10 protein-coding genes are annotated in these 13,016 nt (G+C 48.4%); 3 read left to right on the forward strand and 7 right to left on the reverse strand.

What is annotated here, in order from left to right:
- Complete coding sequence (locus GBK04_RS05250) at positions 1-1,362, reverse strand: methylmalonyl-CoA mutase family protein (RefSeq protein ID WP_373330730.1); 1,362 nt, start codon at positions 1,360-1,362, stop codon at positions 1-3.
- 274 nt (positions 1,363-1,636) lie between these two features.
- Here GBK04_RS05250 and dnaA point away from each other — a divergent pair, with 274 nt between their 5' ends.
- Complete coding sequence (gene dnaA, locus GBK04_RS05255) at positions 1,637-3,088, forward strand: chromosomal replication initiator protein DnaA (RefSeq protein ID WP_152757507.1); 1,452 nt, start codon at positions 1,637-1,639, stop codon at positions 3,086-3,088.
- Positions 3,089-3,313: 225 nt separating this feature from the next.
- Positions 3,314-4,126, forward strand: a complete 813-nt coding sequence (locus tag GBK04_RS05260; RefSeq protein WP_152757509.1) for a GNAT family N-acetyltransferase — start codon at positions 3,314-3,316, stop codon at positions 4,124-4,126.
- Between the two features lie 51 nt (positions 4,127-4,177).
- On the opposite strand, the gene GBK04_RS05265 is transcribed toward GBK04_RS05260, so the two are convergent.
- The 3 genes from GBK04_RS05265 to GBK04_RS05275 all read right to left on the reverse strand — a co-directional run bounded on the left by GBK04_RS05265 (position 4,178) and on the right by GBK04_RS05275 (position 6,972).
- Entirely contained in the window at positions 4,178-4,975 is a 798-nt protein-coding gene (locus GBK04_RS05265) for a DUF3108 domain-containing protein (RefSeq protein ID WP_152757511.1), read from the reverse strand.
- 34 nt (positions 4,976-5,009) lie between these two features.
- Positions 5,010-6,044, reverse strand: a complete 1,035-nt coding sequence (locus GBK04_RS05270) for an aminopeptidase (RefSeq protein ID WP_152757513.1) — start codon at positions 6,042-6,044, stop codon at positions 5,010-5,012.
- 181 nt (positions 6,045-6,225) lie between these two features.
- Positions 6,226-6,972, reverse strand: coding sequence for an acyl-CoA desaturase (locus GBK04_RS05275; protein ID WP_152757515.1), 747 nt, complete (start codon positions 6,970-6,972; stop codon positions 6,226-6,228).
- Between the two features lie 662 nt (positions 6,973-7,634).
- On the opposite strand from GBK04_RS05275, the gene recA reads away from it, so the two are divergent.
- Positions 7,635-8,699 carry a recombinase RecA gene (recA, locus tag GBK04_RS05280; RefSeq protein ID WP_152757517.1) on the forward strand — a complete coding sequence of 355 codons (1,065 nt, stop codon included), beginning with the start codon at positions 7,635-7,637 and terminating at the stop codon, positions 8,697-8,699.
- Positions 8,700-8,869: 170 nt separating this feature from the next.
- Here the strand turns inward: recA and GBK04_RS05285 are convergent, their stop codons facing one another.
- The 3 genes from GBK04_RS05285 to rny form a co-directional block, all read right to left on the reverse strand.
- Positions 8,870-10,432, reverse strand: coding sequence for a P-loop NTPase family protein (locus GBK04_RS05285; protein WP_152757519.1), 1,563 nt, complete (start codon positions 10,430-10,432; stop codon positions 8,870-8,872).
- A 66-nt stretch (positions 10,433-10,498) separates the two neighbouring features.
- Entirely contained in the window at positions 10,499-11,305 is an 807-nt protein-coding gene (locus GBK04_RS05290) for an SDR family oxidoreductase (protein ID WP_152757521.1), read from the reverse strand.
- A gap of 81 nt (positions 11,306-11,386) precedes the next feature.
- Entirely contained in the window at positions 11,387-12,952 is a 1,566-nt protein-coding gene (gene rny / locus GBK04_RS05295; protein WP_152757523.1) for a ribonuclease Y, read from the reverse strand.
- Positions 12,953-13,016 lie beyond the last annotated feature (64 nt).

Consider the following 13,016-nt stretch of genomic DNA (forward strand, 5'->3'; position numbering starts at 1 on the left):
TTATTGCTCATAGGTACCTGCAACCTCAACCAACGTTCTTGCTTTCAGTAAACCGTATTCCCAATGGGGCGTAACATTTTGCGCTCTTATTTTCACCGACAGGGGTACCTCTTCATTTTTTTCCTGAAATTTATTTACCCCTACCATCACGCGTCCGTTTTGAAATTCGGCCACTTTTTGATTCCAGGAATGCTCGATTGCCTGCTGAATGAAGTTCTGTTCAAATGCCTTCGGCAAGCCCCCTTTTGACTCTATTTCCAAAAAAATTGCCCAAGCTTCCCCAGCCAACCGGGCCGTCAAGATTTCTAGGTAATAGGAACCCGCTGCCGGATCGGCTACCTTATCTAGGTAACTTTCGTTTTTTAACACCAAAGAAATATTCCGAGCCATACGCTCCGAAAATTCGGAAGGCTCAGCGAAAGCAGCATCGTAAGGCAAAATGCTAAGCGCGTCGCAGCCTCCCATTACCGCGCTCATGGCTTCGGCCGTTTGCCGGACAATATTGGTATGCGAAGAATGAGCCGATTGGTACAACCGTGAACTTTGTCCTTGAATGTATGCCTGGCAAAGTTCGTCGGGCAGGCCATAGGCGCGGGTAACTTTTTGGTACAGGTATCTTAACGCCCGCAGCTTTGCGATTTCGGTCAGGTAGTCAGTACCCACCGAAATAGCGAAAACAAATCGGTTGGCCGCCAGTAGCGGCGAAACGCCCCGTTCGGTCAATTGATCCAGGTACGTAACAAAAGAAGCCAGCGTGTATGCCAGTTCCTGCACCACATCGGCCCCGGCTTCGTGGAAAATATGACTTTCAACCTTATAAGATCGGAACTCGCGCATGGCTTTCGTTAAAGCCATTCCCTGAGCAATCCCATCAAAAGCCGTTGAAAAATTCTGTCCGGTTCGCATCCAATCTGCTACCGGATCGTAAACGACGCCACCTTTCAGGTAGTAGCTTGATCCCTGCGTCAATTCACTAATGATTGCAGGAGCAGCCTCCGGACTATCCAGAAAAACGGGCGTATCAGTCAATCGGACTGTGTGCAGGGTTTTAGTCAGTTCCAGATGGCTCAGCGGCGTACTACCGCAATCCAGCCAAATCCCATCCGCACCCTGTTGCAACTGATTTCTGATGCGCTGATTGACTTCATTAGGAACCTCGAAATCAATCACCGGTAGGGTAAGCCAGCCGGGCGTTTGCCGTTGGCAAGCCTGTATTTCCTTATAAACCGCGTAGCCAGCTAGGTCAGCGGCCACGTAATAAGGTGCCATCGTCAGATGATTGGCAACCTCATGCTGTACCTCGGCAAAGGAGCGGCCTTTCAATTCTTCTTCGAGCTTCTGTTGCCAACTATTCTTAGGCAATGCTGAAAATTCCGATAAAAAGGAGGGCTCCATACAAAAAAAATTGATTAAAAAACAGGATGATTTTTCGCATCCAAGCAAATCTACGAATTTGGTATTACATTTTTTTTATTGCCGGGTAGGCCGATTTCCAATTGTCCTTTTCGGGGATTGTACTATTCCTTTAGTTTTATCAAGCGGCTTGATTTATGATTATTTCAATGGTAATTTCAGGAACAAATTTTAGGCAGCACACGGGATCATTTTGCTATCTTTGCCTCCCCCGAAATTGAACATGACACCAGATCAGCTAAGTTTCACCTTGGAAAGAGTTGCTCCTCCGCGCGAAGTGGACATTGTATGGAACAAGTGCCTTCGGATCATTCAGGAGAATATCCCGGATCAGAGCTTCCAAACATGGTTTGAGCCGATCCGTCCCCTGCGCCTAAGCGGGAAGGTGCTTACCATTCAGGTGCCGAGTCAGTTCTTTTATGAGTGGCTGGAAGATAATTTTGTTCATTTGCTGCGCGATGCACTCGATTACGCCATCGGGCGTGATGGTATGCTGGAATACTCGATTATTGTAGATCCCGGCACGGAGCGTCACCAGCCCTTGACAGTCAATGTACCGACTACCAAAAACCCTCAGAATTCAAGACCGGATAATTTCCAGACCGATCCAAGGCTTAATTCAACCCCACCCAAGGATCAGGATTCGCTCCAGCTTGACACTTACCTCAACCAGAATTATTCGTTCGACAACTTCATCGAGGGTGACTGCAACCGACTGGCCCGTTCGGCGGGCTTCGCGGTAGCGCAACGCCCTGGCCTGACTTCCTTTAATCCGCTGATGGTGTACGGAGGCGTCGGGCTGGGCAAGACCCACCTCGTGCAGGCGATCGGCAACTACATCCGCAACCATTTCAATGAGAAGGTGGTGATGTACGTTTCGTCCGAGAAATTCACCAACCAGTTCATCAATTCGATCCGAAATAATGTGTTGCAGGATTTCACGGATTTCTACATGAAAGTGGATGTCCTTGTAATCGATGACGTGCAGTTTCTGTCGGGTAAAGAAAAAACGCAGGATACTTTCTTTCATATATTCAATCACCTGCACCAGCTCGGCAAGCAGATCATCATGACCAGCGACCGTCCTCCCCGCGAACTTCAGGGCCTGCAGGACCGCCTGCTGTCGCGCTTCAAGTGGGGTCTGACCGCCGATCTGCAAACTCCTGATTTCGAAACCCGGATTGCCATTATTCAGAAAAAATTACAGGCCGAGGGCATTTTCATCGAGAATGATGTGATCGAATACGTGGCCCACAGCGTGAATTCCAACGTACGTGAACTGGAAGGTGTTATCATTTCCCTGATGGCCCAGGCTTCGCTGACGCGCCGGGAGATCGACGTGGAACTGGCCAAGAATACGCTCAGAAACATTGTCCTGAATGAAGAAAAGGAAGTGACCATCGATACCATTCAGGAAGTGGTGGCCGACCATTTTGAAATAACCGTGGCCGATATGAAAAGTAAAAGCCGCAAGAAAGAAAGTGTGTACCCGCGCCAGCTGGCCATGTTTCTGGCCAAGGAATATACTGACCTGCCTCTCAAATCCATCGGCTACCACTTTGGGGGACGCGACCATAGCACGGTAATTCACTCCATCCAGAGCATCAACGAGCTGATGGGCTCCGACCCGGACGTAGATGAAACGGTGCAAAAACTCCGCAGCTACTTCAAATAGGTGAATAAGCCGATTCTGCTGAAACGTGATCAAATCGATGACCGGGCCTGGAATGCACTGATTGACGAGGCCCGACATTCTGTAGTGTACGCTTACACCTGGTACCTTGACTGCGTTTCTCCCCATTGGCAGGCCCTTGTACTAGTTGATAGTGGAAAGTTGACGGTAGATAGCGCCCTCAATTCTGTTCATCAACTTATCCCTCATTGTAAGTATAGAACTGTAATGCCGCTCCCTGTTCGCACGAAGTGGGGCATGGCCCTCGTGCAGCAGCCGTTGTTCTGTCAGTATCTGGGATTATTTTCAAGAGAAGAGGTTTCGGAAAGTCAAGTAGAGTTTTTTCTCAGAAGCCTTGGCCGGCATTTTCCCTATATTTCGGTATATGATTTTCACCCTTGCCATACGGTGGCCCTTCGCCGGCTCCTACCTACCTGCCCAGATTTCGAGGTACTGGAAAAAACAACCCATTGGCTGAATCTGGAAAAATCCTATGTCGATCTAGCCAGTGAGTACACAGTTGATCGGACAAAAAATCTAAAAAAATCCAGGAAGTATCTTTGGGAATGGGTTGAATCAGACGATATCGAACCGCTGATCCAGCTTTTCAAAGAAAATCACGCTATCCAGATTCAAGGTATACACGAAAGTGCTTACGTACTATTACGAACTCTGATCCAACTTTTGCAGGAAAAGAAAGTAGCACTCATCCGGTATACCTATCGACACGGCAAGATTCACGCGGGCATCATGATTCTGGAAAATAAAGGAATGGGAATCTACATTTTCAATGCGGCCGATGCGGTAGGGCGCAAGGGCAATGCCCGGACTTTTTTATTGGATCGTTACTTTCAGGAAAAAGCCGGACGGATAGAAGCCTTTGATTTTGAAAGTCCTGAGGTACCTAGTATTGCTCAGTTCTACCAAAGCTTCGGTGCCAGTCAGCAGACCTTCATTTCCCTGAAAAAAAACAAGCTGCCTTTTCCATTCAGGCAGCTTCAGAACATACGAAAGTTGCTTTTCAGAACATTCCGCCATTGACGCCACGTAGCAATAGCGGACGAATTAAAATTTCACAAGCTTATCCCTTCTCTACATCCAGGTAAAGTCGTTACGTAAGCCTTTAAACGACTTCAAATCCATTTCCAAAGCCCCGATCCACAAATCCACTTCCACTTTTACGGGTACCTTGTTTTCGTCGTCGGACACCCATATACGAACCGAATCATCGCCTTTAAACAGCTTGTTATTAGGCATGACCGGGTTGAGCTTGATGACCCGAATTTTCCCGAACTTCGTCTTGATTACGTCCTTACCCCGGTACCGTACTCGCATGGGGTACACCTCGCCTGAGAAAAAGGTAGGTACCTCAATCAACTGACCTTCGCTCAGGCGGTCAAAATTCATGGTACGCAGAAAATAGTAGCCGCTGATCACGTCATGGACATTATCAGGTACCTTGAATGACTTTTTTTCTTCCTTGTCGTCCAGGTACACTACGTCGCTACCGTGGTTGAAAGTCAGCGTTTCCTGTTTCCGGTACTTGTTCTCTTCAATATTCTGTTGGAACATCTGCGGCAAAATAGCCGACGTGTCGATGTAGGACCGCCATTGGTCACGCACCCGCGACACCAGATCAAAAGCTCCTACGGTGCGGCCCGTGACGTTCACGCGGTAGCAGGGACGATTGTTGACCCTCACTAAAGAATTGGCCACCTCCACTTTCGCTTCCGCCGCATTGATGAATCCGTAATGCACGCGGTACTCGATGCGTTCGCCGGTACCAAAACTACTATTGGGAACCTGACGGTAGGTGTCCTTCATCCGGAAGGCGGTTACGCCCAGCGCCAGGCCTGCAAAGATTAAGATGATTAGCTGTTTGTGTTTCATAGTTCCCTAATTTTCATAGCTGTGAAGGGCTTTCTTACAGGGATGGGTACTTATCTTTCAGATACTTCATGTACTTTTTAAAATCCCCGCCAAATTTTTGCTCAAACTCTTTTCGAAATGTGTTCTGCTTCGACTTATAGGTCTGATACCCTATAAAATACGCATTATTCGGCAGTTTGGTTTCCGTGCTATCGGCTTTCTTACTGAACGTCACCTGACCAGCCAGTAGTGTATCGGCCGAGGAAACGATCTGTCGAATCAGATTCCTTTTAAGGGTATCCTTCCGTACTTCCACTTTCTGATCCCTGAACGTGGCATACAAACTATCCAGTTGCCGACCTCCCCGCAAGATATGCTGCGAATAGGCATCGTTGTACTTTTTGGAGAATTCGTATTTTTTCAATTCTTCTGATTCCGGACCGTATTTGTAGGTAAGAAAACGGATCGCTCCCCAATCGCCAACGAAGCTCGCCAGGTTCTCGTTCAATTCCAGATTGTTTTTCACAAAAAGCGTTCCGTGGGTCAATTCGTGTAAAATCAGGTTCGTCAGGCTACCCTGAGAACGGTACAACATGCTGGATAAAATGGGGTCCTTAAGGTACCCTAGCGTCGACCAGGCCGACACTTCATTAATGTCCGTGTCGTACCCCGCCTGAATCAGTTCAGCCTCCTGCTGATTGGCTTTTTCCTCCTCAAAAAACCCCTTGTAGGGAAAGGTACCCACCAGCGGAAACTTCCATTCTTTGGCGGCCAGTTTGTACCGCTCCGATGCCGTCACGACCCACAGAATGGGCTTACCGTGCTGATTGTAGAATGTCGTATAGTTTTTCGAAGGATTGAGCCCCAGCGAATCCACGCCGAACTTTTTAATTTCCTGAATTAACGCGATGCGCCGTTTGAGCGAATCGGGGAAGGCTGGATCAGCCATGACTTCCTCCACATCCTGGACGTTCCTGAGAATGTGGATTTGCCCCGAAGCCTGCCACCAGCCATAGCGGATTTCATTACGATAAAACAAGCCTACAAGAATGAGTACCAGTAAGGTCCCCCAGGCAATGGTTTTGAGCATATTCGAAGCAGTAAGTTTAAAATCACCCGCCCGAAAAATCTGAAAGGCGGTTGGCCGGTCAAATGTAGGATCATTTCTGCTTTGCCCAAAACCTACACAAAAAAGCCTTGCCAATTCATGCAGCTGGTGCGCATTAATCGGGCAAAGGCCAGGCAGTAAATCGACTTTCCAAGAACTGCTTTTACATGTATTTCAAGTCGTTATTGGCTTTCAGCTTGATCACGTGTAGTGCGTTTAATAGCCTGATGAGCGGGTAGGTAGGATCGAATTCATGCCATTTGATGCCAAAATTGGCCCGGCCGCCGAACTTGTGGTGGTTGTTGTGGTAGGACTCGCCCATCATCAGGAAATCGAAGGGTATCAGATTCTTCGCCGTATCGTCCACCTTGAAATTCACGTAACCATATCGGTGGGCGTACCAATTGATAATCACGCCATGCACGGGGCCCATCAGGTAGTGAATAGGCAGCAACAGGAACATCCACCAGGCCGTGGCAAAATGTATGTAAAAAAGTGTGTAAAGTACCCCCCAGCCTAAACGCGAAACCCAGGAGTCGCCCAGCCGCTCCATAAACGCCCAGTGAGGTACCCCTCTTTTAAATTTCGGCTCAATAGTATCCTGATGATTCAAAATGGTGTTGTAGTAGTTTTTGGTTTTCCACATCATGTCCACTACGCTACTCGAGAAACCCGGCGAATGGGGGTCTTCTTCGGTGTCGGCATAGGCATGGTGCAGCCGGTGCATGACCCCGTACGCGTAAGGGCTCAGAAACGATGATCCCTGAAAAATCCAAGTAAGGGTATAGAAAAACTTTTCCCAGACCGGACTCATCGTAAACATTTTGTGCGCGGCGTAGCGATGCAGAAAAAAAGTCTGCATAAGCAGAGAAAGGTACCAGTGGGCAACGAAGAACAAGAAGATTTCCATAAAAAAGACAATTGAAGGCGAATATTTTTTTGACAAAAATAGAGGCCTGAAATCGCATAAGAGATGAGCATAATCAGTTTCCAGGAAACTGGTGTTCTTTTTTGAATAATTTATTTATACGCAAAGCCCAGGCGTTGATCTTGACTATGTTCAATTCCCAGTTTTTATAGGAGGGGGTACGTTTAGCGGCCTTCTGCCCTATCTCCCTAGCTCTCACATCCCCAGTTTGGCAGAATACAGCCTGGCATGTAGGCGCTAGCCCGATTGCAGCGTTCCCACCTGCCTCATATCATACAGCAGAAATATACAAAAATAGTAAGGTACCTGATCCTTAATTCCATAGGAAAACAGGTGGCTAGCGATTATGCGTAAAGCGGTATGCTTGAGTCTAATTCTGGCCTTTTTTCGTGCGAAGCAGGACATTCTGTTGGCTACAATCAATAAAATATCGGCAAAATGCAGAAGGTCAGGAACCGCTGAAATAGTAATTCAGAGGGTCTTGCATAGGCATAAAAAAAGTATTGATTATAATACAAGAATGAATTGGCTATGTCAATAATTAAATATATATTTACACTTCAATTCAATACAATGCGGAAGCGGTTGGGACGTACATTCGACCGCCTTTTTTATGTTTCAAACAAAATTTTCAAACTTCCTTTATGGCACAAGCAGTTGACGCAGACAGCAAACTTAAGGCCCTGCAAACGACACTCGAGAAATTAGACAAAACCTACGGGAAAGGTACCGTAATGCGCCTTAGCGATAGCAAGGTTTTGGATATCCCCACTATTTCAACCGGCTCGCTGGGTCTGGATTTGGCTTTGGGAATCGGCGGTATGCCCCGCGGTCGCGTGGTCGAAATTTATGGTCCTGAATCGTCAGGAAAGACTACCCTGGCGATGCATTGCATTGCTGAAGCCCAGAAGAAAGGCGGCCTTGCTGCTATTGTGGATGCCGAACATGCCTTCGACCGTTCCTATGCCGAAAAACTGGGAATCGATACCAAAAATCTACTTATTTCGCAGCCCGATAGCGGCGAGCAGGCTCTTGAAATTACTGAGCATCTGATTAGTAGCGGTGCCTTGGACATTATCGTGATCGACTCCGTGGCTGCTCTCGTGCCCCGTGCCGAGTTGGAAGGCGAAATGGGTGACAGCAAGATGGGCCTCCAGGCGCGTCTGATGTCGCAGGCTTTACGTAAGCTTACCGGTGTCATCAGCAAAACGGGTTGCTGCTGCATCTTCATCAACCAGCTGCGTGAAAAGATTGGGGTTATGTTTGGCAATCCCGAAACCACTACGGGGGGTAATGCCCTGAAATACTACTGCTCCGTTCGTCTCGACATCCGGCGCGTGGGTCAGATTAAGGAGAGCGCCGATAATATCCTGGGGAACCGTACCCGTGTGAAAGTGGTCAAAAACAAACTGGCTCCTCCTTTCAAAGTGATTGAGTTCGATATCATGTACGGTGAGGGAATTTCCAAGGCCGGTGAAATTATCGACCTGGCCGTTGAACTGGATATCGTCAAAAAATCAGGTTCCTGGTTTAGTTATGATGGGAATCGCCTGGGTCAAGGCCGTGACGCGGTCAAGTCCCTGATCAAGGACAATCCCGAACTGATGGAAGAACTGGAAAATAAAATTAAAGCCAAGGTAAGTGGAGACCCCGAAGTACTGGTAGACACTAGCGAACCTAACATAGTGGACGAAGGCTCGCCCGAATAATTTTTTTTCATTACTGGCTTTCAGATTCCGTATTTGAAGGTACCTCAAGCAGCAATGCCCCGCTCGACCGAGCGGGGCATTGCTGCTTGAGGTACTAGTGGTTAGAGAATTAATAAATGACAATTCCCTAAAATGTGAGGGCTAAACTCTCTAAATGTTTGGAATGCGAGTCAAAATGGCTTTCCGTTATCATCATCATCGTCGTCATCGAAGTCAAAGCCATAAGTGTCATCGTCGTCATCTTCTGCTCCCGGCCCGGAGAACATGCTACTCACCAAATCCTTGAAATGGGTACCTTTGTCAAGAGCCTGTTTCCCAATGAGCGAGTACTCAGCCATCCCGTGCAGGGCAAACTCCATCATAAAGAGTTTTTCTTCTTTTGGCAGGCGCGCGGTAAATTCATCTACAAAATCGTCAAGTCCTTCGATAGTTTTTAGACGCGCCTCATACTCGCGATTGGTCATATCACTCATCAGATCCATTTCATTATTGGCTCCAAACCAGTCGGTGATTTTGGCAAATGGATTCCGCTTCGATTTCTTTGCTTTTTCAGGATTAGGGAAAAAATTCAGGAATTGGGTACGGATCGCTTTGCCAATCAGATTCTGCGCCACAATAACAGGCCCCTCTACTTCCCCTTCGTACACCAGCTCGACCTTGCCACAGATGGCAGGCACTACCCCGTATAAATCAGAAATGCGAACGTAGGTATCTTTTTCGCTGTTGAGCAACGCCCGACGTTCGGCTGCACTCAGTAAACTTTCATAGGCCGAAATCGTCATCCGCGCCGAAACCCCACTCTTACTATCCACGTACTCGCTCTCGCGTGCCTCAAAGGCGATCTGCTCGATCAGAGTCTTCACAAGTTGGTTCGTACGCACCATACCCTTTTGCTCCGGCTTCACGTGCGCTTCCTGTTCGGTGATCTTCTGGCCCGTTTCCAGGCTTTTAGGATAGTGCGTTACAATCTGGCTGTCAATCCGGTCTTTCAGAGGCGTCACGATGCTACCCCGGTTGGTATAATCCTCAGGGTTAGCCGTGAACACAAACTGGATGTCCAGTGGCAGCCGCAGTTTGAAGCCGCGAATCTGGATATCACCTTCCTGCAGAATATTGAACAAAGCTACCTGGATGCGAGCCTGCAGATCAGGCAATTCGTTGATAACAAAAATTCCCCGATGCGAACGCGGAATCAGCCCAAAGTGAATGACGCGTTCGTCGGAATAGGGTAGCTTAAGAGTAGCAGCCTTGATCGGGTCCACATCCCCGATCAGGTCGGCCACCGACACATCGGGAGTAGCCAGTTTTTCGGTATAGCGTTCGGAGCGGTGCATCCAGGCCACAGGCGTGCTATCTCCCTTTTCTTCTACAATATCCTTGGCTACCCGGGACAAGGGGGCCAGGGGATCGTCATTCAGGTCAGTACCCGGAATGTAGGGAATATACTCATCGAGCAGGTTGACCATCATCCGGGCAATCCGGGTTTTGGCCTGTCCGCGTAAACCCAGCAAATTGATGTTGTGCATCGATAGTATGGCGCGCTCCACATCGGGAATCACAGTGTCTTCATAGCCCCAGATGCCAGGAAATACTTCTTCTTTCCGGCGGATTTTTTCAATTAAATTGTCTCGGAGTTCCTGTTTAATGGTTTTGGGACGATAGCCCGCCGATTTCAGCTCGCCCAACGTATCAATAGTCTTTCGCTGCTTCGCAGTCAGATCAGGATAATTCATGTATGAATGGTAAAAGAAGGAAAATGTACCCTAGTCTAACAACCGGGCGAATGAAATGGTTTGGCATTACATGCCATAAAACAGCATCAGAAGGCGTTCGAAAAACCGCTGTGGTAAAAGAATTCGTAGCCAGATAGCAGTTTTCTGTAGTATAGGTCCCACGGTGTAATGAAGGCGGGGACTAGGGGTCTCAATAATCCGGGCGATCGCTTTGGCGATGACAATAGGCTTGTCGGCATTACTCACCTCTTCTTTGATCTGACGGTGTACCTTGGCAAAATTGTGAGCATATACCGAATTTTTCTGTAGACTTGCCACGAGTCGGTTCTGATTGATGCTGGTTGCAATGTCACCAGGCAAGAGGCTGCACACATGGATATTGAACTCTTTCAATTCCATACTTAAGGATTCCGTCAGAGCATCCAGAGAGGCCTTGGTGGCACTGTATATTCCCCGGAAAGGCAAACCAATTTCTGCCGCAATCGAACTGATATTCAGGATCAGGCCGTGTCCCTGCTTACGAAAAATAGGAATGACCCTACGACAAATACGCAAAGCTCCCATTACGTTGGTATTGAACACCTGATAAATTAGTTCGTCGGTGGTCTCTTCGAGCGGACCCACAATCCCCAAACCGGCATTATTGATCAGTACGTCGAGTCTGCCTGCGCGTTCCAGTACTTCCTCCACCGCTTCCCGCACCGAGTCTTCACTTGTAACATCCATGCATACCCATTCAAAATGTGCCTCCTGCGGCTGAGTTCGGCTAGATCCGAATACGCGGTACCCCAAGCCTGAAAGGTATTCGGCCGCGCTGTGGCCAATACCTGAAGAAGCACCGGTAATCAGGATGACTTTTGAACTGGTTGACATTGGTTATGGGTAAGTGGGCTACCCATAAAAACCCATGGCCCGAAGAGTTAGGCCATGGGTTTCCAGGGTTAAAGGTATGGCTTATCGGGCATAGGCCACGGAACGCATCTCGCGGATAACGGTGATTTTGATCTGGCCGGGATACTGCATCTCCTTCTCTATTTTTTGCGAAATATCGAATGAAAGCAGGCTGGCTTTCTCATCGGTCACATTTTCGGCATCCACTATTACCCGTATTTCGCGTCCGGCCTGAATAGCGTAGCATTTTTCCACTCCCTCAAATGAAGTCGCCAGATTTTCCAGGTCACGCAGGCGCTTAATGTACGATTCCATCATCTCACGCCGGGCGCCCGGCCGTGAACCCGAGATTGCATCGCATACCTGAATGATGGGCGAAATGATGCTGGTTTTTTCGATTTCGTCATGGTGCGCCCCAATCGCATTACAGACTTCGGGATGTTCTTTGTATTTCTTGGCAAGTTCCATGCCTAGCAAGGCGTGTGGCATATCTGACTCTTCGTGCCATACTTTCCCAATATCGTGCAGAAGTCCCGCCCGCTTGGCTAGTTTCGCATTCAGTCCCAGTTCCGAGGCCATGGTTGCGCATAACTTGGCCACTTCGCGGGAGTGCTGCAATAGATTTTGCCCGTATGACGACCGGAATCGCATCCGGCCAATCATCTTCACCAATTCGGGGTGTAGGCCGTGAACGCCCATATCGATAACCGTACGTTCGCCGATTTCGATAATCTCATCCTCGATATTCTTACGGGTTTTGGCCACCACCTCCTCGATGCGGGCGGGGTGAATACGGCCATCCTGAACCAGACGGTGCAGCGACAACCGCGCAATTTCCCGGCGTACCGGATCGAAGCCCGAAATTACGATGGCCTCCGGGGTATCATCCACAATAATTTCCACGCCCGTGGCAGCTTCTAAAGCACGGATGTTCCGGCCTTCCCGACCAATGATCTTCCCTTTGATGTCGTCATTTTCGATATTGAAAACGGAAACACAGTTCTCAATGGCATGTTCGGCCGCTGTCCGCTGGATGGTTTCGATCACGATTTTCTTCGCCTCTTTGGTAGCGGTCAATCGCGACTCCTCCATCACATTTTTTATGTGGGAAGCGGCCCTAGTTTCGGCTTCAGCGCGCAGTGCCTCTACGAGTTGATCGCGTGCTTCTGCGGCGGTGAGATTGGCAATTTTTTCCAACTGGGTCACTTGCTGGTTCAGCATGCGCTCGGCTTCTTCCCGGCGCTTGGTAGCAGTTTCTGTTTGCTGGGCAAGAGCGTTTTTCTGGGCTTCCAGTTCGTTTTCGCGGCGCTTGTTCTGCTCCATCAGCTGCGAGATGTTTTGCTCGCGCTGTTTAAGCTTCTGCTCGTTGGATTGCAGGATACCCCGCTTCTTATTGGCTTCTTCCTCAAATTCCTCCTTTAATCGCAGGTACTTTTCTTTAGCTTCTAAAATCCGGTCTTTCTTAACATTTTCAGCACTCAGTTCGGCATTGCGAAGAATTTCGGCAGCTCTGGCCTGTGCTTCCTGCTCTATTTTGGCGGAAGACTTTTGAAAGAGCGTTTTAGCGATAAAAAAACCGACTGCCAGGGCACTGGCAATGGCAATTAGCATCCATACATATTGTGGCATGACTCATTCCTGTTAACTAGGTGGTTTACGACTGCTGACCTACCCTATACAGGCAATTTATGCA

Origin of the sequence: Salmonirosea aquatica (genome assembly GCF_009296315.1) — a bacterium.
Taxonomy (GTDB): domain Bacteria; phylum Bacteroidota; class Bacteroidia; order Cytophagales; family Spirosomataceae; genus Salmonirosea; species Salmonirosea aquatica.

Coding starts and splice junctions, on each gene's coding strand:
- GBK04_RS05290 (WP_152757521.1), bottom strand. CDS start 11,305: ATGTCAACCAGTTCAAAAGTCATCCTGATTACCGGTGCTTCTTCAGGT.
- rny (WP_152757523.1), bottom strand. CDS start 12,952: ATGCCACAATATGTATGGATGCTAATTGCCATTGCCAGTGCCCTGGCA.
- recA (WP_152757517.1), top strand. CDS start 7,635: ATGGCACAAGCAGTTGACGCAGACAGCAAACTTAAGGCCCTGCAAACG.
- dnaA (WP_152757507.1), top strand. CDS start 1,637: ATGACACCAGATCAGCTAAGTTTCACCTTGGAAAGAGTTGCTCCTCCG.
- GBK04_RS05275 (WP_152757515.1), bottom strand. CDS start 6,972: ATGGAAATCTTCTTGTTCTTCGTTGCCCACTGGTACCTTTCTCTGCTT.
- GBK04_RS05260 (WP_152757509.1), top strand. CDS start 3,314: ATGCCGCTCCCTGTTCGCACGAAGTGGGGCATGGCCCTCGTGCAGCAG.
- GBK04_RS05285 (WP_152757519.1), bottom strand. CDS start 10,432: ATGAATTATCCTGATCTGACTGCGAAGCAGCGAAAGACTATTGATACG.
- GBK04_RS05270 (WP_152757513.1), bottom strand. CDS start 6,044: ATGCTCAAAACCATTGCCTGGGGGACCTTACTGGTACTCATTCTTGTA.
- GBK04_RS05265 (WP_152757511.1), bottom strand. CDS start 4,975: ATGAAACACAAACAGCTAATCATCTTAATCTTTGCAGGCCTGGCGCTG.